We start from the raw sequence: 25,248 nt of genomic DNA, 5'->3' as shown, positions 1-25,248 counted from the left end.
ATGAATGAATTAAAACATCTTGCTGTAGTAATGGATGGTAATAGGAGATGGGCTAGGAAAAATGGACTTTTAGAAAAAATTGGTTATAGTCAAGGTGCTAAAGTAGTTGAAAAAATCATAGAAGTATGTATAGATGAAAAAATTCAAAATCTAACTCTTTATGCATTTAGTACAGAAAATTGGCAAAGACCAAAAGAAGAAGTAGAATTTCTTTTTAAGTTATTAAACAGATATCTTGATGAGTCTTTAAATAAATTTATAGCTAATGAAGTGCGTTTTAAGGCTATAGGAAATTTAAATCTTTTGGATGAGTTAACCTTAAAAAAAATACAAAATTTTCAAAAACAAACTAAAAATTACACAAAATTATGCGTTAATTTAGCTATTTCTTACGGAAGCAAGGATGAAATAGTTAGAGCGGTTAAAAAGGTGATTGAAAAAAATCTTGAAATTAATGAAGCAAATATACAAGCAAATCTTGACTTAAGCGAGGATGTAGATTTGTTTTTAAGGGTAGGGAGTGCTAAAAGAATTTCAAATTTTTTATTATGGCAGTCAAGTTATGCAGAAATTTATTTTAGCCAGACTTTGTTTCCTGCGCTTACTAAAAAAGAAATCGCAAATATTATTACTGAGTTTAAAAAACGCAAAAGAACCTTTGGTAAATGATATTTTTCTTTTTATTACTAGGGCTTTGTGTGGGTTCTTTTGTTAATGTTTTGATTTTAAGAACGATTAATAAAGAAAGCATAATAAGTCCAAGATCAAAATGTCCTAAGTGTTTTAAAACTTTGAAATTTTATCATCTTTTTCCTTTGTTATCTTTTTTATTTTTAAAAGGTAAATGTGCTTTTTGCAAGGAAAAAATTTCTTTGATTTATCCTTTTAATGAATTTATTTGTGCGTGTTTGTTTGTTTTTGCTTTTTATTTAATCGAAGATGTTTTTCAAATTTTAATTTTTGCTTGTATGTTAGCTATATTATTAGCACTTTCTTGGATGGATTATTATTTAAAAGCAGTGAGTGAGCTTTGGCTTTGGATTTTATTTGTTTTAGCTTTTTGTTTTGATTTTTTACAAAATGGCTTAAATTTAGAGGATTTTCAAGATAGCTTTTTATTTCGAGTGTGTTTTGGGGCGGGGTTAATTTTTATACTAAAAAGTGTGATTAATTTTATTAAAAATTTTAAAAAAAGAGATGAAATTTTAGAAAGTTTAGGGGAAGGTGATGTTATAATAATAGCTTTGATTTTTGGAATTTTTGGCTATGAAAAAGGCTTTTTGATTTTATTTATTGCAAGTTTTTTAAGTCTTTTTATGTTTATAAAAATATCTAAAAAAGATTATCAAATGCCTATGATTCCTTTTTTATTTTGTGGAATTTTGATTAATCTAAGTATAGAAAGTATATTATGAAACTAGTTTATAAGTATTTGCTTAATCAGTTTTTAAGCACAATGTTGTCTTTATTTTTTACTTTATTTATTATTGTTTCGATTATATTTTTTATCCAACTTGCAAAAATTACATCTTATATAGAAATATCTTTTTTTGAACTTTTAAAATTATATATATATCTTTTGCCAAAAACATTGGCATTTACTTTGCCTATATCATTTTTTATTGCTTTGACTTTATCTTTTTATAGATTATCAAGAGAAAATGAAAGCACGGTTTTGTTTGCTTTGAGTATAGCTCCAAGCATGATAGCAAGTTTTTTTATAAAAATTGCTGCTTTAGTTAGTGCTTTTATGCTTGTGGTGGTTTTAGTTTTCATTCCTATTTCTTTTGAACTTTTTGATAATTTTGTAGATTATAAAAAAATTAGTGCTAAAGTAAGCATAAAAACAGGGGAATTTGGACAACGATACGGAGATTGGTTAGTTTTTATTGATGCTAAAAATTCTGATGAAACTTATAAAAATATTATAATGTATTATCCAAAGAAAAATCCACAAGATAAAGAACGAGTGATTTTAGCTAAAGAAGGAAAGTTGGATACAAATGAGGGAGTAATTACCTTTAAGCTAGATGAGGGAAAAACCTATGAGATTAAAAATGAGGATTGGCATATTGCTAGTTTTAAAAAACTATTGATTAAAAGCAAGATTTCCTCTAGAGAATTAAACACTAAAAATTTTTATGATTATTGGTCTGATGTAGCAAGCAATAAAGAAAAAGCAAAAGAATTTGTCATTTATGTATTGATTGCTTTATTTCCTTTAGCAAGTGTATTATTTGCATTATCTTTTGGTATAGTAACATATCGTTATGAAAAAGGTTTTGCTTATTTTGGAATTTTTATAGTTATTTTTGCTTATTTTGGTCTTTTGATAAGCTTTTATAATCCGCCATTTGTAGCTGTTGGAACGATTTTTTCAATATTTTTTCTTGTTTCAAGCATTTATTTTAAGATTAAAATTACAAATAAATATTAGATGTTTTTAAAATTAACTTTTTCTTATGATGGGTCTAAATTTCAGGGTTCAGCTACCCAGCCACATAAGCTTAGTGTGCAAGATACTTTAGCACAAGCTTTGTCGCATTTGGGTATTTATGAAAAACCTTTATTTGCTTCAAGAACTGATAAAGGTGTGCATGCATTTAATGCAGTCGCTTGTGTAAAAGCAGGAGAGCATTTTAAAGATTTTGCATATTTGAAAAATAAAATCAACCATTTTGCACACCCATTTATACATATAAAGCATATCCAAAGAATGCAAGAAAATTTTCAAGTACGTTTTGATGTGCAAAAAAGAGCATATCGCTATATTATAAGTCATGAAAAATATAATCCTTTTTTAGCCTCTTATGTGCATTTTTATCCAAAAATAAATATTAAATTAGCCAAAGAAATTGCTTTTTTATTTGAAGGAGAGCATGATTTTAAACTCTTTCAAAAAGAAGGCTCTGGTAATAAAACAAGTATAAGAAAAATGTATAAAGCCAGGGTTTATGCTTATAAAAATTACACTGTGTTTTATTTTGAAGCAAATGGTTTTTTAAGATCGCAAATTAGAATGATGATAGCAAGTATTTTAAAAGTATTAGAAGGAAAAATAAGTCAAAATGAGCTTTTAGAACAAATCAGCGCCAAAAAAGCTCATTGTAGATTTTTAGCTCCTGCTAGTGGTTTGTATTTGAGCAAGATTTCTTATTATAATAATGCATGATTTTTTTATGTATAAAAAATGAAAAAAGAATGATTAAAGTCCCCATGCAAAAAGGTAGTAACTCTACATCTACTCCAAAAATACTCATATTGATAAAAATACTTATAGGTATAATGGCATTATTCATCAAGGCTAAAACCCCACTATCTACTTCAGTTGAGCCTTTATTCCATAAAAAATATCCAAGTCCTGAAGCAATAGTCCCAAGATAAATCAAAGCTATCCAAGAACTTAAATTGGATGGTAAATTATTATAATTTCCAAAAAATAAAAAAGCAGGTAAAGTTATACTGGTTGCACCTAAATAAAAATAAGCAAAAGCTTCTTTTTGGTTTAAATTTGTATTTTTTTCTAATAAAATTTTATAAAAACTTTGCCCAGCTCCAAATACTAAATTAGCTCCTTGAATAAGTAAAAAGCCATATAAAAAATTAGAGTTAATATTATCAAATTTAACCACAAAAGCACCCATAATACATATAAAAATACTTATGAAATATAAATATCTAAGGTTTTTTGAAAAAAATCCATAAAAAAGCACAACATAAAAAGGCGTAAAGATGGTAAAAAGTGCTACTTCGCTTACACTTAAATATAAAAAAGAATGATAATAAAACAAATTCATCACACCAAGTTGTAAAGCTCCGATGCTTATGAGTTTTAGTTTTAAATGCAAATTTAGCTTAAAATTTAAAAAAGGTAAAAATACCAATAAAGACAAAAAAACTTTTACAAATGCTGCAAAAAAACTATCCATTTCTAAGGTGATAAAATGCCCAATTAATGGAAAAGAAAAAGCCCAAATAAAACTTGCTAGTAATAAACTTGGCATTTTAAAACACACCCTCTAATTTAAGTAAAGCTTCTTTGATAAATAAACCACCATTATATCCACCTAAGTGATTTTTAGCTACCACTCTATGGCAAGGTATAAAAATTGCAAGTTTGTTTTTAGAATTTGCATTACCTACTGCTCTAAAAGCTTTTGGATGATTGATAAAAGAAGCAATTTCTTGATAAGTTTTAGTTTGTCCGTAAGGAATTTTTACCAAAGCCTTGTATACCTTCTGTTCAAATTCACTTCCCTGAAGAGCTAAGGGTGTGTTAAAAGCAAAAAGTTTTTTGTTAAAATAAAGGTCTAGCTCTTCTAAGGCTTGATCTAAAACAGAGTGTTTATCTTTGGTAAAACCTGGCTTATATGTAGTAAAGTCAACATTAATAAGCTTATCTTTACTACTTTGTAAAAGAATATAAGCAAAGCCAGCTTTATAAAAACTTTGATACATATTTTTCCTTATATTAAAAGCATGCATTGTATGAATTTTAAATTAATTAATTGTTATTAAAGCAAAAATTTAGTTAAAATAGTGATTTAATTTATATTCAAGGAAAATATTTGAAGATTTTATTATTTAGTTTGATTCTAAGTTTAAATGCTTTAGCTTTGGATTATAGTTGTGAGTATGTTAAGGAAAATAGGACTGATTTTTTCAAAGAATTTAAGCCAAAAAATACACAAGATTTTGCTCAAGTGGATTTAAATTGTGCCTTTTCTTTAAAAAATCATCAAATTACAAAAAGATTATACGAGCTTGCTAATGAAATTAGAGGAAGTAATAGTGCTTGTATGGGTGGAGAGTATTTTAGTGATTTGAGAAAATTTGATTTTAAGTTATTAGAAATTGCACTTGATCCGCAAGGTTATCAAAAGACTTTGCAAGATCCTATAATACTTGAAGAAAAATTTGCAAAATTAAAAGCGTATTTTAGATTTTGGGCTTATCAAAGCATTGGAAATTTTAAGCTTTTTAAGGAATTTTGGAAAGAGTATAATAATGCGATTAATCCTTTAACAATATATTTTCAAGAGGAATTTAATCTAGATAAAGCAAGTGCTATTTATTTTGCTAGTAATGCTTTGAATGAATTTTTAAACTGGGCGGTTGGCGAGACTAAAATTTTTAAAGACATTTCAGATTTTGAAAAATTTGTAGCTAATAAAAATAACTCTTTGGAGCAAATTAAAGAGTATATTTATACTAAAAAAATTAGCAATTTAGAATTAAACAATGGCTTTAAATCAGCTTTGTTAAATAATAGAGAAAGTGAAATTATAAGAGAATTTATAAAATTAGGTGTAAAAATAAATGAAGGTTATGAGTCTGCATTATTTTTTGCACTAGATAGTGCAGAAAATATCAAGGTTTTGCTTGAAAATGATGCTGTGGTTGATTATAAAAATTCTTTTGGTAAAACACCTTTGTTTTATGCTGTTGAATATAACAACTATAAAGTTGCCAAGCTTTTGCTTGAAAATGGTGCAAATGTAAATCAAAAATACATTAATGACAATGAAAAACTTTCTATTGCTAGCATAGGAAGTAACACTCCATATTTTATCACTTTATGTGCGCTTGAACATACTTCTAAAAATATTTTTATGCATGGGGCAAATTATGCAGATGTAAAAATGCTTAAGTTGCTTATAGATTATAAAGCAAATTATAAAGAAATAGATGATTTAGGATTTAATGCACTTGATTTTGCCATCACTGCAAAAAAAGAACAAAATATTAATTTTTTAAAAAAACTTGGTTTAAAAGAAAATGAAAATTTAATGTTATATGAAGAGGAGTAACTGTGAAAACTGCATTAATAACAGGAGCAAGCTCGGGTTTTGGGTTAGAGAGTTTAAAAGCTTTAATAAATCTTGGCTATAAAGTCATAGCTATAGCAAGACGCAAGGATAGATTAAATGATTTGCAAGAGCTTTACGGGGATAAAATTTATCCTATAGTGCTTGATGTTAGAGATAAGCAAGCAGTTTTTTCAGCAATTGAAAATTTACCTCAAGATTTACAAAACATTTCTTTACTTATTAATAATGCAGGTCTTGCTTTAGGTTTGAATGAGTTTGATTCTTTGGATATTGAAGATATTGAGACTATGGTAGATACTAATATCAAAGGCTTTTTATATGTAGCAAGAGCTACTTTACCCTTGCTTAGAAAGGCAAAAAACGCTCATGTAATTAATCTTGGTTCAATTGCAGCAAATGTGCCTTATTATGGAGGCAATGTATATTGTGGAACTAAGGCTTTTGTGGCACAGTTTTCTAAAGCTTTAAGAACAGATTTACGCGGAAGTAATATAAAAGTAACCAATATCGCTCCAGGGCTTTGTAAAACTGAATTTAGTGAAGTAAGATTTAAAGGTAATATTAAAAAAGCTGATGAAGTTTATGAAAATACTAAATATATTAAAGCTGAAGATATAGCAAAAATTATTACTTTTATTATTAGCTTACCTGAACATATTAATATCAACGAAATAGAACTTATGCCTGTTACTCAAACATGGGCAGGAACTTTTAGTGAAAAAATATAAAAAAACTTAAGGAAAAATATGAAATTTTTTTATTTACTATTAACTCCTTTAATGTTGTTTGCTGATGCACAAGCAAATGCAGAACTTTTTGGAGTTTGGACGCTTTTGCCACCAGTGATAGCTATTATCTTAGCTTTTATTACTAAAGATGTGGTGCTTTCGCTATTTATTGGTGCATTAAGTGGTACTTTTATGCTAGGACTTATCGAAAATAGTATTTATCATGCTATTATAGCTTCTTTTACAGGCTTTATTTCTAAAGTGGTAAATGCTATGGCAAGTCCTGGTAATGCAGGAATTTTATTACAAGTTTTAACCATAGGCGGGGTTGTAGCTCTTATTACCAAAACAGGTGGTACTAAAGCTGTGGCTGTTTGGCTTTCTACTAAAGCTAAGCAAGCAAAAAGCTCACAATTTGCTACTTGGTGTATGGGGATTTTTATTTTCTTTGATGATTATGCTAATTCATTAATCGTAGGTCCTATCATGCGCCCAGTGACAGATAAATTTAGAGTAAGCCGTGAAAAACTTGCTTTTATTATGGATGCAACTGCAGCGCCAATCACTGGTCTTGCTATCATTTCTACTTGGATAGGGCTTGAAATTTCTTTAATTCGTAGCGGATATGATCTAATTGATAATGCGACTTTTGCACATTTGGGTATAGTGAAAGAAGAAATCAATGCTTTTGAAATCTTTGTGCAAACTTTACCTTATAGATTTTATAATCTTTTTATGCTGATTTTTGTTATTTTAACTATTTACACAGGTAGAGAATTTGGACCTATGTTAAAAGCCGAACTTAGAGCTAGAGCGGGTAAATTTTCTCATGGTCATGAGCAAATTGACAATATAGAAGATAAAGTTTTAGAGCCAAAAGAGCATGTGAAATTGCAAGCTTCTAATGCTATTATACCTTTGGCTGTTTTGATTGTATTTTCATTTATAGGTTTTTATTTTAGTGGTTATAATGCTTTAGATGATGTAAATATTAAAGCACAAATTGATGCAGCACCGCTTAGTTTATTTGCTTTTAGAGAAACTTTTGGGGCAGCTGATGCTTCTGTAGTATTATTTCAAGCAGCGCTTTTAGCTACCATAGTAGCTATTATTTTAGGAATGTATAGAAAAATATTTACTTTAAAAGAAGCTATTGCAGTTTGGACTCATGGTTGGAGAACTATGATTATGACTGTGATTATTTTACTTTGTGCATGGTCATTAGCTTCTGTAATTAAAGATTTAGGAACTTCTAAGTATTTAATTGATTTATTTTCAGATAAAACACCTATTTACTTGCTTCCTACGGCAATTTTTATTTTTGCTTCAATTATTTCTTTTTCAACAGGAACTAGTTATGGGACTATGGGCATTTTAATGCCTTTAGCTATTCCTTTAGCTATGGCTGTTGGGGTTCATAATGAATTAAGTGGAGTAGAATTGCATCAATATATGATTATTAACATTTCAGGGGTTTTAACAGGAGCTATTTTTGGAGATCATTGCTCGCCAATTTCTGATACTACTATACTTTCATCTATGGGAAGTAAGTGTGATCTTTTAGCTCATGTTAGCACGCAAATGCCTTATGCTTTGAGTGTTTGTGCTATTAGTATACTTTGTGGTTATCTACCAGTAGCACTAGGGCTTAATGTATGGCTAGGACTTGTTTTTGGAATCTTAGCTATGATAGCTTTACTTTTTGTAGTTGGCAAAAAGGTAGATGCGTAAATGCATTTTGAAGAAAAGATTGCTTTAAACAAAGCATTGTTTTCTTCTTTATATAATGGAGAAATTCAATGCTTCAAATCACCTTTAAAAGCTTATAGAACTAGAGCAGAATTTTCTATATATCATCATGAAAATGGGAAAATTTCTTATGCAATGTTTGAAAATAAGAAAAAAATTCCTATTGAAAAATTTGATATAGCAGATGAAAAAATTCAAGATTATATGCCTATTTTACTAAACAATCTAAATGAAAAATTAAAACATAAGCTTTTTGGAGTAGAGTTTTTAGCTACAAAATTAGATTTAAGTGTAACTTTACTTTTCCATAAAAATATAGAGCTAATTGCACAAGATTTGCAAGAATTAGCAGTAAAACTAAATCTCAAACTTATAGCAAGAAGCAGAGGTAAAAAACTTGTGTATAATGGAGAAAATCTAAGGCAAGTTTTAAAAATCAATACAAATGAATTTTTATACGAGTTTAATAATGATTGTTTTATCCAACCTAATACTTATATCAATGAAAAAATGATTGAATGGGTAGTATCTTGCATAGAGGGTGATTTTAAACAAGATTTATTAGAGCTTTATTGTGGTTATGGAAATTTTACTATAGCCTTAGCAAGAAATTTTAAAAAAGTTTTAGCAACTGAAATTTCTAAAAAAAATATAGAGTTTGCTTTAAAAAATTGTGTTTTGAATTCTATTGAAAATATAGCTTTTACAAGGCTTTCTAGCGAAGAGTTAAGCCAAGCTTTGAAAAAAGAAAGAGAATTTAATCGCTTAAAAAACATAGATTTAGATAGCTTTAAAATATCTCATGTCTTGGTTGATCCTCCAAGAGCAGGGCTTGATCTAAGTGTGATTGAGCTTATTAAGAATTATGAAAATATCATTTATATTTCATGTAATCCTATCACTTTAAAAGAAAATCTTGAAATTTTATGTCAAAGTCATGAAATTTCAAATTTGGCCTTTTTTGATCAATTTGCTAATACTCATCATCTTGAATGTGGGGTGTATTTAAGAAAAAAAGCTTAGTATAAGTTAGAATTTATACAAGCTTTGTTATTATAAAAATAGTTGATTTAATCAATTAATTTTTATAAAGGATTTCTCATTTTATTTCAAAAAATTACCTATACAAATAGAAAAATACTCTATAAAGTCAATGAAATTTTAAAACCCTTTGGATTAAAATCAAGTGATTGGAGGGTTTTTGTATATTTAAATCAGCATGGTTATAGTGCTTTGGCTCCGATATGTGAGTTTTATCAGATGGATAAAGCTATACTTTCTAGAGTTGTTTCTAAATTAGCAAAACTTGAATATATAGAGTTTTTAAAAGCAGATGATAAAAGAGAAAAAATCATTAGCTTAAATACTAAAGGCAAAGAAATTTTTTTAGATGCAAATACTTGTATAAGAAAATACGAAAAAGAGATTTTGGATATCTTAGATGTAAAAGATCAAGAAATACTTTTAAAATTACTTGATTATATCAATGAGAAAATTTAAAAGGTTTTTCATGGGCTTAAGTAAAAAATATAACTTATTTAATATAAATTTTTTATGTATTTTTGGGATAAATTTTGCTATTTGTCTTGTTTTTTATATGAGTACTATTTCTAGTACAGATTATGTTTTAGGTGTTTTAAACCTTCAAACTAGCACCGCAGGTCTTATCATGGGAGCTTTTGTTATAGGCGCTTTACTTTCTAGACTTTATTTTGGTTCTATAATCGATGATGTTAATATAAAAAAGGTTATAGTGTTTTCGCTTTTGTTTTATCTTTTTGTTAATTTAATGTATTTGAAATTTTATAATGTATATTTTTTGATTTTGATACGCTTTTTGGCTGGGATTTGCTATGGAATTTGTTCTTGTGCGTGCGGGGTAGCTATTGCTAGGATAATACCTAGCAATAAAAGAGGAGTTGGTATAGGATATTATGCTACAAGCGTTGTTTTAACTTCAGCTTTAGGCCCTTTTTTGGCCATAAAACTTGACTCTATCAATCAATTTTGGCTCAGTTTTTTAATAGCTTGTTTGAGTATTGTCTTTGCATTAATCTTATCTATTTTTTTAAAAGTAAGAAGATTTAAAAAACATCATCATATAAAGAGAAAATTTAGTATTTATAATTATTTTGAAAAATCAGTTTTAAATTTAGCCTTAGTGACCTTTTTGCTTGCATGTCCTTTTGGTGCTATTATAGCTTATATGAGTGCTTATACCCAAAGTTTAAATTTAGTTTTTGCTGGATCTATGTTTTTTGTGGTATATGCTGGATTTTCTATGATTTTTAGACCACTTGCTGGTAAAGTGTTTGATAAATATGGTGCTAATATTGTGATGATTTTTTCTTTTTTGAGTTTTATAGTATGTTTGCTTTTACTTGCTTTTGCATTAAATTTTTATATGATTATTTTAGCTGGAGTTTTTTGTGCGTTAGGTTATGCTAATGCTACTTCAAGTGCTCAAGCTTTAGCTATAAAACTTGCACCTAAAGAAAAAATGGGCTTGGCTAATTCTACATTTTTTACGGCCTTAGATTTTGGTATAGGAGTGAGCCCTTATTTGCTAGGCATTATAGAGCCAAGTATAGGTTTTGCTAATGTTTATGCTTTTTGTGCTTTATTGGTTATAATAGCTTTGGTTTTATATTGTTTATTGATTGTAAAAAAAGCTTCTTGTTAATTTGATTTTAGATACAATGCTTTAAAAAGGAAAAAGCATTGCATGATAGTCATAAAATACTAAGTTCTATGAAAAATATAGCCATCATAGGGCTTAGCCCTAATCAAGATAAACCTTCGCATTTTGTAAGTAAATATTTACAAGATTTAGGTTATAAAATTTATCCCATCTATCCTAAAGAAGATTTTATTTTAAATGAAAGAGTTTATAGAAACTTAAAAGAAATTCCTTTCGAAATTGATACGGTTGTAATGTTTAGAAAAGCAAGTTTTGCAAATGAAATTTTTGAAGAACTTTTATTTAAAAATATTAAAAATTTTTGGATGCAACTTGGTATTATCAATGAAGAAATAATGCAAAAGTGTAAAAAATATGGTATAAATTGCGTTCAAGATTGTTGCATTAAAATAGAACTACAAAAAGGATAATCATGGTTGAATTAAATAAAATTTATCAAGCAAAACAAAAAATCGCAGATTTTGTACTAAAAACCCCTTTTGTGCACTCTTCTTTTTTGAGTGAGTTTTTAGAAACTGATGTATTTTTAAAATGTGAAAATTTGCAAAAAACAGGTGCTTATAAAATCAGAGGGGCTTATAATGCAATAGCTAATTTAACTAAAGAGCAAAAACAAGCAGGCGTAATAGCTGCAAGTGCCGGAAATCACGCACAAGGAGTAGCAATTAGTGCTAAAAAATTTGGTATAGAAGCTGTGATTGTTATGCCTGAAGCTACGCCTTTGTTAAAAGTAAGTGCGACTAAAAATTTAGGTGCAAAAGTGATTTTAAAAGGAGATAATTTTGATGAAGCTTATGCTTATGCGCTAAATTATGCCAAAGAACATCATTTAAATTTCATTCATCCTTTTGAAAATGAAAGCATTATAGCAGGGCAGGGTACTTTAATGCTTGAAATGCTTGATGAAATAAGTGATTTAGATATGATTTTAGCTCCAGTTGGTGGGGGAGGTTTGATTAGTGGTGTGGCAAGTGCTGCTAAGCAAATTAATCCTGCTATAAAAGTCATTGGAGTGAGTGCTAAGGGAGCTCCTGCGATGTATGAGAGTTTTAAAAGTAAAAAAATGATTAATTCAAAAACTGTTAGAACTATAGCTGATGGTATAGCAGTGCGTGATGTGAATAAAATTAATTTTGATATTATTCTTGAATGTGTTGATGATTTTATTCAAGTTGATGATGAAGAAATAGCTAATGCGGTATTGTATTTACTTGAAAAGCACAAAATAACAGTTGAAGGAGCGGGAGCATCAGCAGTTGCTGCTCTTTTGCATAAAAAAATAGATTTAAAAAATCATAAAAAAATTGGTGTGATTTTAAGTGGTGGAAACATTGATGTACAAATGTTAAATATCATTATAGAAAAAGGTTTATTTAAAGCTTTTAGAAAAATGCTTATTAATGTTACTTTGATTGATAAGCCGGGTGCTTTGAGTGCTTTGAGTGATGCGATTAAAGAAGCTCAAGCTAACATAGTTAAAATTGATTATGATAGATTTTCAACTAAGCTTGACTATGGTGATGCGATGATTTCAATCACTTTAGAAACTAAAGGAAAAGAGCATCAAGAATTAGTTAGAAAAATACTTTATGACAAAGGTTTTAATTTTAATGAAATTTTATAAAAAATAAAATATAATACTTTATAAATAAATTATAAGCCAAGGGAAAATATGTCACAAGAAAAGATTTTAGAACCAGATACTTTGATAACCTCTAAAACCGATTTAAAAGGGGATATTATCTACGCTAATGATGATTTTTTAAAATATGCAGGCTATAAAATGGAAGAAATTTTATATAAGCCTCACAATATCGTGCGTCATCCTGATATGCCTAGAACTGTTTTTAAATGTTTGTGGGATTATATACAAGATGGAAAAGAAATTTTTGCTTTTGTAAAAAATAAAACTAAACAAAATGATTATTATTGGGTTTTTACTAATGTTACAGCCTCATTTGATGAACAAGGAAATATTATAAATTATTATTCAGTAAGAAGAAAGCCTAAAAGAGAAGCTATACCAACCATAGAACAAGTTTATAAAATTCTTTTAGAAGCAGAAAAGAATGGCGGTATAAAAGCAGGAGTGGAGGAGCTTATTAAAATAGTTAATTCCTATGGTATGAGTTATAATCAGTTAATTTTAGAGCTTCAAAAACAGTGAGGTAGGTAATGAAAAAAATAATATATAGCGGAATTATTTTAAACATTTTGGCAATACTTTGTGGTTTATATTTTAAAGAATATTTTTCGATAGTATTTTTCGTGCTTTTGTTGTTAGTATTTGTTTTTGGTGCTTATTTAGAAAACACAAACGAGCAATTTGTGGATAAAATTTTAAACCTAAGCAAAGAATTGAAAAATGGAAATTTTGATGGACGTATAGTTTATATTAAATGTCGTGATAAAAAACTAAAAGAAGTAGCAGATAATCTTAATAATACAATAGATGGCTTGGAGGCTTATTTGAGAGAAATTAATACCTCTATTGCTTGCTCGCAAAATGGAGAGTATTTTAGAAGGGCTATACCTGAAGGTTTAAAAGGAATTTTTGTTCATAATATTAAATTTATTAACAAGGCTTTGGATGATATAGAAAAAACGGGGAAATCTGTTTTTAAAAATGCTTTATCAAGAAAACTAATGGATATAAGTTTAAATAATCAAAATCAAAATTTAATTAATGTATCTAATGCTCTAAATAACAATATAAAGCTAATGAGAGAGGTTTTTGGAGATATTAAGATTATTTCAGATACTGCTCAAAAAAACGGTAAAGAGGTTGATGAGCTTAAATCCTCGGTAGATATGATGATGGAAGTTGCTGAAGAGAGTAAAGGCGTTATTAACACCTTTGTTTCAAATTCTCAAAACATTAATTCTATTGTAGGTGTAATTAGAGATATAGCAGACCAAACGAATTTACTTGCTTTAAATGCAGCTATTGAGGCTGCTCGTGCGGGTGAACATGGAAGGGGTTTTGCAGTAGTTGCAGATGAAGTAAGGCAACTTGCGGAAAAAACCCAAAAAGCAACAGGTGAGATTACTTTAGCAATTCAAGTAATGAATCAAGAAATTGGCTCAATACAAGAAAATAGTGAAAAAGTATATGATATTGCTAATTCTTCGGATACTAAAATTTTAGATTTTAGTAAAGCGTTTAAAGAACTTGAGGATAAAAGTTTGCATTTAGGAAGAGAGTTTGTGGGTTTTGCTTCTAATTTAACTCTTTCTGCTATGAAGATAGATCATATTTTATATAAATCTGATGTGTATTTAACACTTAATGGATCACAAGAAAAACTTCAAAATTTAGATCCTATTTCTACTTTATGTAAAGATGAAGATGCTCAAAGTGTATTTTGTTCGCTTGTTTCACCTAGGGAATTAGATATCAAGCGTGAATTGATACAAAATAAAGCTAATACAGCGGTTGAGCTTTCTAAAAATGAAAATATTGATAAAGATACATATAATGCAATAGTTTGTGATATACAAGAACTAGAAAAAGAAAGTAAGGCTATTATGGATAAACTAGAAGCTTGATAAGCTTCTAGTTTTTAAGCAAGAGCTATTTTTAGCACCTCGTTTAAAGTTTTTACCCCGATTATTTTCATATTTTTTGCTACTTCTTCTGGGATATCTTTTAAATCTCTTTCATAGTTTTTATGTGGGATGATTGCTGTTTTAATATCAGCTTTATAAGCAGCGATTAGTTTTTCTTTTAAACCACCTATTGGTAAAACATTACCCATTAAGTCAATCTCTCCTGTCATTGCAACATCAGATCTTACTTTTTTGTTGCTAAAAACAGAAGCAATAGCTGTGGTGATTGTTATACCTGCGCTTGGACCATCTTTTGGGGTAGCGCCATCTGGCACATGAATATGAAGATTATATTGATTATAAACACTCTCATCTTCTTTGTAAAAAAGATTCTTTGGTGTTTTAATTTGATTTTCATCAATTAAATTTTTAATAAGACTTTGAGCAATTTTTGCTGATTCTTTCATCACATCACCTAAACTTCCTGTAAGAGCTAATTCGCCTTTGCCTTTGATTTTAATGACTTCTATTTTTAATACATCTCCGCCTACTGCAGTCCATGCAAGTCCATTTACTTGACCAATTTTGTTTTCTTTTTCATGCTTTTCTATCTCAAAGACTTTCTTACTTAAAAAATCTTTTAAATTTTTAACATTAATCCTAATACTCTTCGTATTTTCATCTAAAAGAAGTTTTTTGACGCATTTTCTGCAAACTTCAGCAATCTTTCTTCTTAAATTTCTTACACCTGATTCTCTAGTATATTCATTGACTATTAATTCTATAGCTTCATTATCAAAGCTAATTTCTTTTTCTTTAAGACCATGTTTTTTTATTTCATCAGGAATGAGATAATTTTTGGCTATTTGGAATTTTTCTTGAGGAGTGTAAGAGCTAAGTTCTATAAATTCCATTCTATCTTTTAAAGCAGGGGGAATTAAACTTGCATCATTTGCTGTGGCTATGAAAATGATTTTGCTTAAATCGATGTTGAAATTTAGATAATAATCTCTAAATTTAGTATTTTGTTCAGGATCTAAGATTTCAAGCAAAACTGCACTTGGATCTCCTCTGTGATTACGACTTAATTTATCAATTTCATCAAGTACAACAACAGGATTGCTTTGTTTTGCCTCTATAAGTCCTTGTATAATGCGACCTGGCATAGCTCCTATATAGGTTCTTCTATGTCCTCTTAATTCATTTACATCTTCTAAACCACCTAAAGCTATGCGCACTAATTCCCTTTTTAGTGCTTTTGCAACTGAATTTGCCAAAGAAGTCTTACCAACACCTGGAGGTCCAACTAAACACAAGATAACTTTTGCACCATCTCTATCTTTTATTTTGCGTTTTTCTAAAAGTTCTTTAACTGCAAAGTATTCTTCAATACGCTCTTTTGGTTTTTCTAGAGCATAATGATCACTGTTAAGCTGTAAAGATACATCCTTTAAATTAAGTTTTTTCTTTGAAGAGTGTTCAAAAGGTATATCTAAAACTGTTTCTATGTAAGTTTGTACCATAGATGCTTCTGAGTTATCTTGATGAATTCTTTCATATTTTTGAATTTGTTTTTTGATTTCTTTGTAAGCTTCTTCATACATGAAATCTTTTTTCTTCTCTAGTTTTTTATTATATTCTTCTACTTCACTTTCTTTTTGTATATCACTTCCAAGTTCTCTTTGAATTTGCTTGAGTTGTTCTTTTAAAAAATATTCTTTATTAACTTTGTCTATTTTAGAATGAACTTTATTTTTGATCTCTTTTTGGATTTTATTTGCTTCAATTTCTTTAGCTAAATAATCAATTAAATTTAAAAGTTTTGTTTCCAAATTTGTTTCAATAAAAAATTCATATGCTTGTTGTTTTTTGATTTTGATGGAATTTAGTATCAAATCACAAATTCTACTAGGCTCAACATCTTCTTCTATGGTTCTTAAAAGATCAGGTGGAAAATAGTGACTCACAGTAGATAAAGCTTTAGCTTTTTCTCTTACTACTTCAATAATAGCTTCTTTTTTTGTATTACAAATTGGCTCTTGATGAATTAAATCAACTAATGCAAATAAAGGATCATCCGAGATCTTCTCAATAATTTTAGCTTTAGCATAGCCTTGAAATAAAATTTTAATACGGCCATCAGGCAGTGGAACCTTTCTCATTATAGTCCCTATTACCCCGCAATCATAAATATCATCAAAACCGCGTCCGCCTTCAATTTTAGATGGTGCTACAAAAATCATGCTTTCATTTTGCAAAGCAGTATCTAAGGCTTTGATATTTTGCATGTCATTTAAAAAAATCGGTGTTATCATAAAAGGATATAAAAAAAGCTCATCTTCCACAAGAACAGGAAGTTTTGTTGGATAGTTTTGAGTATTTTCTAATTTCATTACATTATACCTTCTTCAAATATTTTTCTATACCATGGAAGCTCTGGTTTAATCATATCAATTTTATTAAAATCGGAATTTTCTATTTTTTGCTTATAAATCTCATAGCTTTGTTCTCTATTTTTTTTCTCGTATAACTCTGCTATGCTTGTATCAAGGTAAAAAATTGCAAAATTAAATTTAGTAAGCATGGTGTCAATTAAATCATTATATTGCACATTAGGGTAATTTTGATTATATTCGTTGATTTCTTCTATTGTTTTTAGCATTAGCACTTGGTTGCGATTTGGTACAGCAAAAGAGTCAAATTTGGCTTTGATTTTTAAATATCTTATATAAGCTACATTTTTTGAGTCACCAAATTTGTTTAAATATTCATCAAGATAATAATTTGCCATTTCATATTCTTCTTCGCTTATATGAGCTTGAGCTAATATAAGTAAAGTTTGTTCTAATAATGGATTAGCAATATGCTCAGCTGCCATTGAAGTATAATGTTTATCAGCTGCTTCAAGATTTTTTTCTTGTAAATCTTTTATAATTTGTTGATACCATTCCATTGAACTTAGATTATATAAATCTTCAGCCTTTTTTGAGCTGCATGCTCCTAAAAATAAACCTGCAATAATAAACGATAAAAGAAAAATTTTTTTCATGATGTTACCTTATAAATTTATATAGTTTATAATTATAGTGTTTTTATGTTTATGAAAATGTTAATTTTTAAATTAAAATTATAATCAAAAAGTTTTAATTAGTGTAATTTAAAAAGTTGGAACTAAAATTGCTTTATGAGTTGTAATTTCTTAGTCAATAGATTTTAGGAGGCAAAATGAACTTAGAAGTTAAATGTCCTATTTTGGGTTTTGAAGATACCAAAAATATGAATTTTTATAAAATAGACGAGGTTTTTTATAGACTTAAAAGCCTTGATGGTAAAGATTTTTCTTTTGTGATGATTGATCCTTATATGATCCGTCCTGATTATGATTTTGAAGTACCTGATTATTATCAAGAATTATTAGCTTTAAATGAACAAACTAATTTTGGTGTATTTGTTATAGTGGCTATTAATGAGCCGTTAGAAGAATCTACGGTTAATTTTTTAGCACCTGTTGTGATGAATTATGATAATAATTCTTTAGTGCAAGTGATTTTAGATACAAGCAAATATCCTAATTATTTTCAATCTGAAAAGATTTCAGCTTTTATTAAACAAACAAAATAATGTCTGAAATTTATATTTTAGGAAATGGCGCTATGGCAAGTGCTATAGCTAAAGGTTTAAAAGATACTTATAAAGTAGTTATTGTTGCTAGGGATTTAAAAAAAGCTAGTAGCTTAAATTTAGAAGTTTTATCTTATGAAGAATTTGATTTAGAAGATAAAAATGTTATTTTAGCATTTAAACCTTATGCTTTAGAAGAAGTAGCTGTTAAATTAAAAGGCAAGGCAAGATGGCTTATTTCAGTTTTAGCAAATACTACTTTTGAGCAACTTCATTGTATTGATGCGCAAAATTATATAAAAATCATGCCAAATACAGCAGCTGAATTTAAAGCCTCAGCGACTGCATATTTGATGGAAAATGATTCATATAAAGATGAAATTTTATCTTTGTTAAATACTTTTGGTAAAGCCATAAGTTTGCAAAATGAAAAAGAATTTGATGTGGCTATGGTTTTAAGTGGTTGTGCTCCTGCGTTTTTGGCTTTGGTGGCAGAAAGTTTAGCAAATGCAGGTGTTAAAAATGGTTTAAAAAATGAGCTTAGTTATGAGTTTACTCGTGCAAGTTTTGAAAGCTTTAGTGCTTTGTTTAACCATACACATCCTGCTATTATTAAAGAAAAAATTTGTTCTCCAGCAGGGGTAACTATAAGAGGAGTTGAGGCTTTAGAAAAAAGAGCTTTGCGCGGTGCTTTTTTTGAAGCTTTTAATGCAAGTTTAAACAAATGAAGCAAGCTTTTAGTCTCCTAGAGCTTGCTTTTTGTATTATAATTTTATCTTTTGTTTTTGGATCTTACTATATTATATTTGCAAATAAATCTTTAAATGTTATATGGCAAAATCAAATCCTTTTTAATGAAGAAAAAGATTTATTTATGCAAAATCCTTCATATAAGGCAAAAGAAATCAATATAAATACTTATAACTTTTTAGAATACACCAGTGATGAGTTTAAACTTAAATCTTTAAAAATAAAAGATTTATCCTACAAAGAAGCTTTTATAGATGAAAAAAGCTTTTAGTTTATTAGAGCTTGCACTAAGCATTGTTATCTTGGGTGTATTGATTACTATCTTAAGCAATCCGGCCATACATCTTTATAATCATAGTTATAAAATTAAAAATTCCAACACAGTATTTTTAAATTTAAACCAAACTTTGCTTAGTATGGAAAAAATTTATCATTCTTGTTTAAATGCGACATTGACAAGTAGTTCTTTTGAGTGCTACATGAGTGCAAATGATGATATTTTTTATGATTTATCATTGGAAAAATTAAACTTTAGTGGCATTATTTTAGAAAACAATGAAAGTTTTTTTAGTCCAAAAAGCAATTTGCATTTTATAGAAAATGGAATTTCCAAAGGAATTTTAAGTAATTATAAAGATATGCATAGAGAAAAAAAGTTAAAAATATATGCTAATGATTATATGTATTTTTATGATATAAAAAATTCAAAAATTTATAAAGCATTAGTGAATGATAGGGAGAAAATCCATTTTCTTAATGAGAAATTTGGTGGATTTTATACTATTTTATATGCTTATGTTAGAGTATATTTAGAAAATGAAAATATTTATATGCAAATAGATGATTTAAATTATAACAAACGATCTTTTTTATTAGCTCAAAATATTTCAAAGCTTATTTTCAAACAAGATGATAAGGCGCTAAAAGTTTTAATATGTGATAAAAGTCAAAATGAATGCTTATCTAAGTGGATGTTTTTATGAAAAAATCTTTTGCTATGGTTTATACAATATCTTTTATTTTATTTATCTCTTTTGTTATGGTATTTGTAATAAAAATTTCTTCATATTCTCCAAGAATTATGAAAGATTTAACTCTTTATACTCAAGGAAAGATTTTACTTCATGATGCAAAAGAGCTTTCTAAATATTTTTTATATCAAGCCTATTTGGAGGGTAAGGAATGCTTAAATGAATATAATTTTGAATATAATAATATAAAAATACGAATTGATTATGCTTATCCTTTGGGTGAGTGTAAAGGATATAAATTGATAGCAAATAATGCTAATGCAAAAAGTATTGTAGCCGTAAATATTAGTGTGTTGCTAAATGGTAATAAAGCGGTAAATGAAGAAGTGTTTTTACAAAAAAGTTTTTTTGTTTATCCTAAATTGGATTGAATGTAAGTTTGAATTCCAATAGCTATCATTTTTACTCCCATAGCCATAATAAAAACTAAAGCAATACGTGAAAAAACATAAAGCACAAGCTTTCCTATGACTTTTTCAATAGTAGCTGAAAAGTGGAATAAAGCAAAAATAAAAGCAAAGGTAAGCAATACAGAAGCTATAGCTATAGCTAAATTTTGATCTTCTGAAATAACCACTATAGTAGAAAGTGTCCCAGGACCTACTAGCATAGGAAATGCCATTGGCACTATACTTTTTTTCAATAATTCTTTATGGCTTAATCCTTGATAATGTTGAAATTGAGAACTTGATGGAGTAAAAAGTAAGTTTTTAGTGCTCATGATGATTAAAATCAAACCACCTGCAACTCTTAAATCATTAATATCTATTTTAAATAAATATTTCATGATAAATGGTCCAGAAAGTAAAAAAACTAAAACAATACAAAATGCAGTATAAATGATATTTCTAAAAAGTTTTTTTCTTGTATCGGCATCTAAGCCCTCAGTCATTGCGAGAAATTGAGGAAGATTTCCAAAAGGATTTAAAACTGCTATAATGGTAACAGAAGCAAGTAAGATAATATAAATTTCAGATTCTATATCTGAAAACATAAAACAACCTTTTATTTTCCCAAGCTAAAAAGCTTGGGATTGATTTAATTATAGTCCTTCAAAAGGATTAGTAACAACTTCTTTTCTATCTACGATGTAAGGGATAAGTGCTACATGTCTTGCGCGTTTAATAGCAACTTCAACCATTTCTTGGTGTTTTTTGCTAGTACCTGTTAAACGGCGTGGCATGATTTTAAATCTTTCTGATAAAGCATGTTTTAACAATGCTGTGTCTTTATAGTCGATGAAATCAACTTTAGCTTCAGTATATTTGCAATATTTACGTGAATATTTTCTTTTTTCTGCCATGATTTTTTCCTTTAAAATGGTAATTCTGTGTCATCATCATATTTATCAATATCAATTTCCTTCATAGGGGGTTCTTTTTGAGGATTTTGATAAGTATTAGATGGGTTTGTTTTGGTTTGTACTTGAGCATAAGGATCAAAGCTTTGTTGTTGATTAAAATTTTGATTATAACCATAATTTTGATTGTCAAAATTGTTTTGTTGGTTATTTTGTACAGTTGAACCTAGCATTTCTAAATTCTCAACTTGAATACTGTGCTTTGATCTATTTTGTCCATTTTGATCGCTCCATTGCTCAAATCTCAAACGACCTTCAATTAAAACTTTACTACCTTTGTTAAGATATTGATTAGCAATCTCTGCTGTTCTACCAAAAAAACTAATGTCGATAAAGCAGGTTTCTTCTCTTTTTTCTCCTGTATTTGTATTAAATCTTCTTGTTACAGCTATAGCAGAAGAGCCTATTGCGCTACCTGATGGAGCATAACGCATCTCTATATCCCTTGTAAGATTCCCTACTAAAACGACTTTATTAAACATTAATTAGCCTTCTGTATTTTCACTAGCTTTGATTTCTTTTTTATTTTGTTTGACACCTTTGCTTAGTTTTTCCCAAGCTGCAATTTCTTTTTTATTTTCATATTTTACGATTAAAAATCTAATTACTTCTTCAGTGATTCTTAATACCCTTTCAAGCTCTGCAATTAAATTTGTAGGAGCCTTGAAATAAATCACAAAATAAGTTCCTCTTTCGTATTTTTTAATTTTGTACGCAAGTTTTCTTGTTCCCATTGGAACCACGCTTTCAATTTCTGCGCCATTTTTTGTAAGGACTTCTTTTACGAATTCCAACTTAGCACTTACTTCTTCTTCTGTAAGTGTTGGTTTTAATATGAATAAAACTTCATAATGTCTCATTTAATTTCTCCTTATGGATATAAAGCCTAAAATTTTTTAGGCAAGGATTTTGCATAAAATGCAAATTTTATTTTACCATAAGTTTTCTTAATTTAACTTTTCAATATGGAGCTAAGTTGTAAAAGTGTTGCGATTAAAAATTCTTTTTTTTCTATTTTAGAATTCTTTTTTAATTCATATTCGCAATTACAAAGTATTAAAAAGATATTTTTATATTGTGATATTTTGATCGTAAGAGCTTGTTTTTGAAGATTTTGTGCCACAGAAATAGGCGGAGCATAGCCTAAAATTTCTTTTAAATCTAAATTTCCATAAATTTTAACATGTAATGCAATTTTAAAAAGTCTAGAAAAATTTGCATATAAGGCGTTAATCAGTGCTATTTCATTATAATTTTCTAAAATATTTTCAAGTTCATTTCTTAAATCTTGTTTTTGCATCAGTTTATCAAAAAAACTTTCAAAACTAATGGTACTTAAGCTATAACAATGCTCTTGAATGATTTTTTCATCGATATTTAAACCATTAAATTTATTTAACTCATTAGCTGCTAAATATAAATTTTCATTAAAATTATAAAAAAGAGCATAAAGGGCATTTTGAGTGATGTTAATATTTAACTCTTTAGCTTTTAAAGCTAATAATTCCATACCTTCTTTAGCTGAATTTACTTTATAAAATCTACAAAAATTATTAGCAAAAATTTTCTCCGCTTCACTTTGCTTGGAGCCTTCATCATAAATTTCAAGTAAAAAATAGTTATCTTGCGAATTTTGGCAAAGTTGTAAAAGTTGCTTGAGTTCTTTACTTGGGATTTTCTTTTGAGTTTTGATTTCTAGTAGTTTTCTCTCGCTAAATAAAGAAGCACTAGATAAATAATCATAAGCTTGCTTAAAATCATATTCTTCAAAATAAAATCTTAAACTCTCATCAAAAGAGTATTTATCTTTAATAAATTTAGCATAAAGCTCTATTTGGAAATTATCTGCTCCATAAAGTAAGAAAAAATTAGGAAAACTATTACTATTAAGTAAGCTTTGGAGTTGATTTTTATACATTTTGGTTTCTTTCTAAACTAAAATGCTTGGTGATTTTGCCAAAAATTTTAGCACTAACAATATCTACTTCAGTGATTTCTATTTCCACATTTTCTAATAAATTTGCCCTTGAACCTATGATAGTAATCAAAGCTCCTTTAATATCATCATTTAATTTTACTTGTAATGAACTTTGGTTTTCTACCACCAAAGCTTTAAATCTTTTTCCTATATTTTCTTTTGCCCATCTTGCAAATTTTCTATCCATGAAATGCCAAGCAACTTTATCTGCTTCTCTTTCTAGTAAGCTTAATTCCTCACAAGTACTTTGTATATTTAAAAGTAAATAATTAAACATTTTTTCATCATTGTTGATTTTAGCCTTTAAAAGTCTATGCAAAATAAGATCAGAATATCTTCTAATAGGGCTTGTAAAGTGGGTATATTTATCAAAACCTAAGCCAAAATGTCCCGCATTTTCACTAGAATATTCTGCCTTTTTTTGTGCTTTGATGATGAGTTTATCTACTTCTTCTCTTATATTTAGCTCATTTGCTAAGACTTGAATGTCTTTAAATAATTCTATGACATTATTTTTAGGATTAATATCTATACTAAGTGTTGAAAGATCAGCTAGTAATTGATCTATTTTTTTATAATCAGGACTTAAGTGATTTCTAAAAACTCCTATATCAATGAGTTTTGCTGCAGCTTTATTAGCTAAAAGCATGCAATCTTCGATTAAATTATGCGAGGCTGTGTCATTTTCAAGGCGTGTTTTTATGAGTTTATTATTTTCATCTAAAGTCATTCTTAGCTCTTGGGTTTTAAACTCACAAGCATTTTTTAATCGTTTTTTTCGTAAATTTTGAGTGATTTTAAAAACCTCATAAAGCCAATTGATTGCGCCTAAATCTTCTTGTGTTTGTAAATACTCATCAACTTCATCATAATTAAAACGGCGTTTTGAGTTAATAATAGCCTCAAAAAGCTCCTCTTTAACCACTTCATTATTTTGATCTAAACTTATTTTAAAACAAAATGCCAACCTATCTTCATTAGGTTTTAGTGAGCAAATATTTTCACTCAAAGCTCTTGGTAGCATAGGTATAGCAATATGAGGAAAATAAATCGAAAAACCCCTTGATCTTGCTTCTTTATCAATAGCACTATAAGCATGCACATAAGCGCTTACATCAGCTATAGCTACATAAATAGCATGCTCATTTTTATCATAATAAATTGCATCATCAAAATCTTTTGCATCAATTGGATCAATGGTGCAAAAATTTAAATTTCTAAGATCTTTTCTTGATGGATACATACTTGCATCAACTTTATCTCCATAGGCTTTTGCTTCATTTTCACATAAATTATCAAAAATTGCATTTTTATTAAAAAGTGCTAAGGAAATTTTTTCATCTACAAAATCATCATCAATATGCCCTATCACTTCAGTGATATTATTATCATGATTTTCTATTTTTAAAATAGTTCCTAAAGGCAGAGCTTTTAAAGATTTTTGAGAGGCTTTTAAGACACATGTAAGTCCTGTTTGAATATTTACTCCAAGGACTGCTTCTCCGTATTTTTTAGTCATAACCAAAGAAGTTTCGTGGGCTCTTTTAAGTATTAAAATAACTTTAGCGCTTGGGCGCTTTTTTTTAAGAGGGAGTAATTTTGCCACAACTATATCAGCATAATTTGCTCCTTTTAAATTTTTATTTTCTATGAGTAAATCACGCTTAAAAGCAGGATCAAAACTTTCTAAAAATCCTGTTCCATTAACAGAAATATCAATCTTACCAAAAGTAAAGCCATCTTTTAAATAGTATTTATTTTTATAAAATTTAATAATATCACAAGTTAATAATTCTCTAATGATTTGCTTGTTTTTATTGGTAATTTCATTGGCATTTAGACCATAACTTAGTTGATTAAATAATTCTTTCATAAGACTCTTTATAGTAATTTTTCAAAACTTAAATTTTATCATAAAAGGATTAAATTTATATTTTTTAGTTATAATCT

The 25,248-nt window shown here is 28.2% G+C and carries 29 protein-coding genes; 19 read left to right on the top strand and 10 right to left on the bottom strand.

Translation table 11 applies throughout. The features are described 5' to 3' along the window. Genes uppS through truA form a run of 4 tightly spaced genes read left to right on the top strand, consistent with a single transcriptional unit; the run spans position 1 to position 3,172 of the window. A complete protein-coding gene (uppS, locus tag EL235_RS04855; RefSeq protein WP_114640426.1) occupies positions 1-669 on the top strand; it encodes a polyprenyl diphosphate synthase in 669 nt (222 codons plus the stop codon). Further along, a complete protein-coding gene (locus tag EL235_RS04850) occupies positions 666-1,415 on the top strand; it encodes a prepilin peptidase (protein ID WP_114640425.1) in 750 nt (249 codons plus the stop codon). Before uppS ends, EL235_RS04850 begins: the two co-directional genes overlap by 4 nt. After that, the gene (locus EL235_RS04845) at positions 1,412-2,437 is read left to right on the top strand and encodes an LptF/LptG family permease (RefSeq protein ID WP_114640424.1); all 1,026 of its coding nucleotides are present in this window, start codon (positions 1,412-1,414) and stop codon (positions 2,435-2,437) included. Before EL235_RS04850 ends, EL235_RS04845 begins: the two co-directional genes overlap by 4 nt. After that, complete coding sequence (gene truA, locus EL235_RS04840) at positions 2,438-3,172, top strand: tRNA pseudouridine(38-40) synthase TruA (protein WP_126340921.1); 735 nt, start codon at positions 2,438-2,440, stop codon at positions 3,170-3,172. On the opposite strand, the gene EL235_RS04835 is transcribed toward truA, so the two are convergent. Next, positions 3,126-4,004 carry an EamA family transporter gene (locus tag EL235_RS04835; protein WP_126340920.1) on the bottom strand — a complete coding sequence of 293 codons (879 nt, stop codon included), beginning with the start codon at positions 4,002-4,004 and terminating at the stop codon, positions 3,126-3,128. The two genes, truA and EL235_RS04835, sit on opposite strands and share 47 nt — an antisense overlap. Before the next feature lies 1 nt (position 4,005). Continuing rightward, complete coding sequence (locus EL235_RS04830) at positions 4,006-4,458, bottom strand: methylated-DNA--[protein]-cysteine S-methyltransferase (RefSeq protein ID WP_126340919.1); 453 nt, start codon at positions 4,456-4,458, stop codon at positions 4,006-4,008. Between the two features lie 110 nt (positions 4,459-4,568). Between EL235_RS04830 and EL235_RS04825 the strand changes: the two genes are divergently transcribed. The 10 genes from EL235_RS04825 to EL235_RS04780 all read left to right on the top strand — a co-directional run bounded on the left by EL235_RS04825 (position 4,569) and on the right by EL235_RS04780 (position 14,558). Continuing rightward, positions 4,569-5,810: an ankyrin repeat domain-containing protein gene (locus EL235_RS04825; RefSeq protein ID WP_039626442.1), complete on the top strand. Its 1,242-nt coding sequence runs from the start codon at positions 4,569-4,571 to the stop codon at positions 5,808-5,810. A gap of 2 nt (positions 5,811-5,812) precedes the next feature. Then, positions 5,813-6,559 (top strand): short-chain dehydrogenase/reductase, subgroup 5, encoded by a 747-nt coding sequence (locus tag EL235_RS04820; RefSeq protein ID WP_039626440.1) that lies wholly within the window; start codon positions 5,813-5,815, stop codon positions 6,557-6,559. 18 nt (positions 6,560-6,577) lie between these two features. Continuing rightward, on the top strand, positions 6,578-8,290 hold the full coding sequence (locus tag EL235_RS04815; RefSeq protein WP_126340918.1) for a Na+/H+ antiporter NhaC family protein: 1,713 nt from the start codon (positions 6,578-6,580) through the stop codon (positions 8,288-8,290). Beyond that, entirely contained in the window at positions 8,291-9,331 is a 1,041-nt protein-coding gene (gene trmA / locus EL235_RS04810; protein ID WP_126340917.1) for a tRNA (uridine(54)-C5)-methyltransferase TrmA, read from the top strand. Between the two features lie 237 nt (positions 9,332-9,568). Beyond that, positions 9,569-9,808: a MarR family winged helix-turn-helix transcriptional regulator gene (locus EL235_RS08180; RefSeq protein ID WP_126340916.1), complete on the top strand. Its 240-nt coding sequence runs from the start codon at positions 9,569-9,571 to the stop codon at positions 9,806-9,808. 10 nt (positions 9,809-9,818) lie between these two features. Beyond that, positions 9,819-10,991, top strand: a complete 1,173-nt coding sequence (locus EL235_RS04800) for an MFS transporter (RefSeq protein ID WP_164717494.1) — start codon at positions 9,819-9,821, stop codon at positions 10,989-10,991. Positions 10,992-11,059: 68 nt separating this feature from the next. After that, positions 11,060-11,419 carry a CoA-binding protein gene (locus tag EL235_RS04795; RefSeq protein ID WP_052243335.1) on the top strand — a complete coding sequence of 120 codons (360 nt, stop codon included), beginning with the start codon at positions 11,060-11,062 and terminating at the stop codon, positions 11,417-11,419. Positions 11,420-11,421: 2 nt separating this feature from the next. Then, positions 11,422-12,633 carry a threonine ammonia-lyase gene (ilvA, locus tag EL235_RS04790; protein WP_039626428.1) on the top strand — a complete coding sequence of 404 codons (1,212 nt, stop codon included), beginning with the start codon at positions 11,422-11,424 and terminating at the stop codon, positions 12,631-12,633. Positions 12,634-12,681: 48 nt separating this feature from the next. Next, entirely contained in the window at positions 12,682-13,176 is a 495-nt protein-coding gene (locus tag EL235_RS04785) for a PAS domain-containing protein (RefSeq protein WP_039626426.1), read from the top strand. A gap of 8 nt (positions 13,177-13,184) precedes the next feature. Then, the gene (locus EL235_RS04780; RefSeq protein ID WP_039626424.1) at positions 13,185-14,558 is read left to right on the top strand and encodes an MCP-domain energy taxis signal transduction protein; all 1,374 of its coding nucleotides are present in this window, start codon (positions 13,185-13,187) and stop codon (positions 14,556-14,558) included. A gap of 14 nt (positions 14,559-14,572) precedes the next feature. Here EL235_RS04780 and lon read toward each other — a convergent pair whose 3' ends face one another. Next, positions 14,573-16,951 (bottom strand): endopeptidase La, encoded by a 2,379-nt coding sequence (gene lon / locus EL235_RS04775; protein WP_039626422.1) that lies wholly within the window; start codon positions 16,949-16,951, stop codon positions 14,573-14,575. Next, on the bottom strand, positions 16,951-17,607 hold the full coding sequence (gene bamD, locus EL235_RS04770; RefSeq protein WP_126340914.1) for an outer membrane protein assembly factor BamD: 657 nt from the start codon (positions 17,605-17,607) through the stop codon (positions 16,951-16,953). The genes lon and bamD overlap by 1 nt, the downstream gene beginning before the upstream one ends. 176 nt (positions 17,608-17,783) lie before the next feature. Between bamD and fliW the strand changes: the two genes are divergently transcribed. Genes fliW through EL235_RS04745 form a run of 5 tightly spaced genes read left to right on the top strand, consistent with a single transcriptional unit; the run spans position 17,784 to position 20,331 of the window. Continuing rightward, entirely contained in the window at positions 17,784-18,179 is a 396-nt protein-coding gene (fliW, locus tag EL235_RS04765) for a flagellar assembly protein FliW (RefSeq protein WP_012661666.1), read from the top strand. Continuing rightward, a complete protein-coding gene (locus EL235_RS04760; protein WP_114640413.1) occupies positions 18,179-18,907 on the top strand; it encodes a pyrroline-5-carboxylate reductase in 729 nt (242 codons plus the stop codon). Before fliW ends, EL235_RS04760 begins: the two co-directional genes overlap by 1 nt. Then, positions 18,904-19,200: a hypothetical protein gene (locus tag EL235_RS04755; protein WP_039626416.1), complete on the top strand. Its 297-nt coding sequence runs from the start codon at positions 18,904-18,906 to the stop codon at positions 19,198-19,200. The genes EL235_RS04760 and EL235_RS04755 overlap by 4 nt, the downstream gene beginning before the upstream one ends. Then, positions 19,184-19,912: a type II secretion system protein gene (locus EL235_RS04750; RefSeq protein ID WP_126340913.1), complete on the top strand. Its 729-nt coding sequence runs from the start codon at positions 19,184-19,186 to the stop codon at positions 19,910-19,912. Before EL235_RS04755 ends, EL235_RS04750 begins: the two co-directional genes overlap by 17 nt. Beyond that, positions 19,909-20,331, top strand: coding sequence for a hypothetical protein (locus tag EL235_RS04745; protein WP_039626414.1), 423 nt, complete (start codon positions 19,909-19,911; stop codon positions 20,329-20,331). Before EL235_RS04750 ends, EL235_RS04745 begins: the two co-directional genes overlap by 4 nt. Here the strand turns inward: EL235_RS04745 and EL235_RS04740 are convergent. From EL235_RS04740 to EL235_RS04715, 6 genes are all read right to left on the bottom strand, one after another. Continuing rightward, positions 20,313-20,954, bottom strand: coding sequence for a MarC family protein (locus EL235_RS04740; RefSeq protein ID WP_039626413.1), 642 nt, complete (start codon positions 20,952-20,954; stop codon positions 20,313-20,315). The two genes, EL235_RS04745 and EL235_RS04740, sit on opposite strands and share 19 nt — an antisense overlap. 48 nt (positions 20,955-21,002) lie before the next feature. Continuing rightward, positions 21,003-21,263, bottom strand: a complete 261-nt coding sequence (rpsR, locus tag EL235_RS04735; protein WP_039618521.1) for a 30S ribosomal protein S18 — start codon at positions 21,261-21,263, stop codon at positions 21,003-21,005. An 11-nt stretch (positions 21,264-21,274) separates the two neighbouring features. After that, a complete protein-coding gene (locus tag EL235_RS04730) occupies positions 21,275-21,802 on the bottom strand; it encodes a single-stranded DNA-binding protein (protein WP_126340912.1) in 528 nt (175 codons plus the stop codon). A 3-nt stretch (positions 21,803-21,805) separates the two neighbouring features. Then, positions 21,806-22,180, bottom strand: a complete 375-nt coding sequence (gene rpsF, locus EL235_RS04725; protein ID WP_039626409.1) for a 30S ribosomal protein S6 — start codon at positions 22,178-22,180, stop codon at positions 21,806-21,808. A gap of 92 nt (positions 22,181-22,272) precedes the next feature. Further along, complete coding sequence (gene holA / locus EL235_RS04720) at positions 22,273-23,238, bottom strand: DNA polymerase III subunit delta (RefSeq protein ID WP_126340911.1); 966 nt, start codon at positions 23,236-23,238, stop codon at positions 22,273-22,275. After that, positions 23,231-25,171, bottom strand: coding sequence for a VacB/RNase II family 3'-5' exoribonuclease (locus EL235_RS04715; RefSeq protein ID WP_126340910.1), 1,941 nt, complete (start codon positions 25,169-25,171; stop codon positions 23,231-23,233). Before EL235_RS04715 ends, holA begins: the two co-directional genes overlap by 8 nt. Positions 25,172-25,248: the final 77 nt, after the last annotated feature.

The organism is Campylobacter lari (genome assembly GCF_900638335.1).
GTDB classification, from domain to species: domain Bacteria; phylum Campylobacterota; class Campylobacteria; order Campylobacterales; family Campylobacteraceae; genus Campylobacter_D; species Campylobacter_D lari_E.
Note: the sequence above shows the minus strand (reverse complement) of the source record. Positions and strands in the feature narration are given on the sequence as shown.

What these genes read in the sequence shown, in the direction of transcription:
- uppS (WP_114640426.1), top strand. Translation starts at nt 1, where the DNA reads ATGAATGAATTAAAACATCTTGCTGTAGTAATGGATGGTAATAGGAGA.
- EL235_RS04850 (WP_114640425.1), top strand. Translation starts at nt 666, where the DNA reads ATGATATTTTTCTTTTTATTACTAGGGCTTTGTGTGGGTTCTTTTGTT.
- EL235_RS04845 (WP_114640424.1), top strand. Translation starts at nt 1,412, where the DNA reads ATGAAACTAGTTTATAAGTATTTGCTTAATCAGTTTTTAAGCACAATG.
- truA (WP_126340921.1), top strand. Translation starts at nt 2,438, where the DNA reads ATGTTTTTAAAATTAACTTTTTCTTATGATGGGTCTAAATTTCAGGGT.
- EL235_RS04835 (WP_126340920.1), bottom strand. Translation starts at nt 4,004, where the DNA reads ATGCCAAGTTTATTACTAGCAAGTTTTATTTGGGCTTTTTCTTTTCCA.
- EL235_RS04830 (WP_126340919.1), bottom strand. Translation starts at nt 4,458, where the DNA reads ATGTATCAAAGTTTTTATAAAGCTGGCTTTGCTTATATTCTTTTACAA.
- EL235_RS04815 (WP_126340918.1), top strand. Translation starts at nt 6,578, where the DNA reads ATGAAATTTTTTTATTTACTATTAACTCCTTTAATGTTGTTTGCTGAT.
- trmA (WP_126340917.1), top strand. Translation starts at nt 8,291, where the DNA reads ATGCATTTTGAAGAAAAGATTGCTTTAAACAAAGCATTGTTTTCTTCT.
- EL235_RS08180 (WP_126340916.1), top strand. Translation starts at nt 9,569, where the DNA reads ATGGATAAAGCTATACTTTCTAGAGTTGTTTCTAAATTAGCAAAACTT.
- EL235_RS04800 (WP_164717494.1), top strand. Translation starts at nt 9,819, where the DNA reads ATGGGCTTAAGTAAAAAATATAACTTATTTAATATAAATTTTTTATGT.
- EL235_RS04795 (WP_052243335.1), top strand. Translation starts at nt 11,060, where the DNA reads ATGAAAAATATAGCCATCATAGGGCTTAGCCCTAATCAAGATAAACCT.
- ilvA (WP_039626428.1), top strand. Translation starts at nt 11,422, where the DNA reads ATGGTTGAATTAAATAAAATTTATCAAGCAAAACAAAAAATCGCAGAT.
- EL235_RS04785 (WP_039626426.1), top strand. Translation starts at nt 12,682, where the DNA reads ATGTCACAAGAAAAGATTTTAGAACCAGATACTTTGATAACCTCTAAA.
- EL235_RS04780 (WP_039626424.1), top strand. Translation starts at nt 13,185, where the DNA reads ATGAAAAAAATAATATATAGCGGAATTATTTTAAACATTTTGGCAATA.
- lon (WP_039626422.1), bottom strand. Translation starts at nt 16,951, where the DNA reads ATGAAATTAGAAAATACTCAAAACTATCCAACAAAACTTCCTGTTCTT.
- bamD (WP_126340914.1), bottom strand. Translation starts at nt 17,607, where the DNA reads ATGAAAAAAATTTTTCTTTTATCGTTTATTATTGCAGGTTTATTTTTA.
- fliW (WP_012661666.1), top strand. Translation starts at nt 17,784, where the DNA reads ATGAACTTAGAAGTTAAATGTCCTATTTTGGGTTTTGAAGATACCAAA.
- EL235_RS04760 (WP_114640413.1), top strand. Translation starts at nt 18,179, where the DNA reads ATGTCTGAAATTTATATTTTAGGAAATGGCGCTATGGCAAGTGCTATA.
- EL235_RS04755 (WP_039626416.1), top strand. Translation starts at nt 18,904, where the DNA reads ATGAAGCAAGCTTTTAGTCTCCTAGAGCTTGCTTTTTGTATTATAATT.
- EL235_RS04750 (WP_126340913.1), top strand. Translation starts at nt 19,184, where the DNA reads ATGAAAAAAGCTTTTAGTTTATTAGAGCTTGCACTAAGCATTGTTATC.
- EL235_RS04745 (WP_039626414.1), top strand. Translation starts at nt 19,909, where the DNA reads ATGAAAAAATCTTTTGCTATGGTTTATACAATATCTTTTATTTTATTT.
- EL235_RS04740 (WP_039626413.1), bottom strand. Translation starts at nt 20,954, where the DNA reads ATGTTTTCAGATATAGAATCTGAAATTTATATTATCTTACTTGCTTCT.
- rpsR (WP_039618521.1), bottom strand. Translation starts at nt 21,263, where the DNA reads ATGGCAGAAAAAAGAAAATATTCACGTAAATATTGCAAATATACTGAA.
- EL235_RS04730 (WP_126340912.1), bottom strand. Translation starts at nt 21,802, where the DNA reads ATGTTTAATAAAGTCGTTTTAGTAGGGAATCTTACAAGGGATATAGAG.
- rpsF (WP_039626409.1), bottom strand. Translation starts at nt 22,180, where the DNA reads ATGAGACATTATGAAGTTTTATTCATATTAAAACCAACACTTACAGAA.
- holA (WP_126340911.1), bottom strand. Translation starts at nt 23,238, where the DNA reads ATGTATAAAAATCAACTCCAAAGCTTACTTAATAGTAATAGTTTTCCT.
- EL235_RS04715 (WP_126340910.1), bottom strand. Translation starts at nt 25,171, where the DNA reads ATGAAAGAATTATTTAATCAACTAAGTTATGGTCTAAATGCCAATGAA.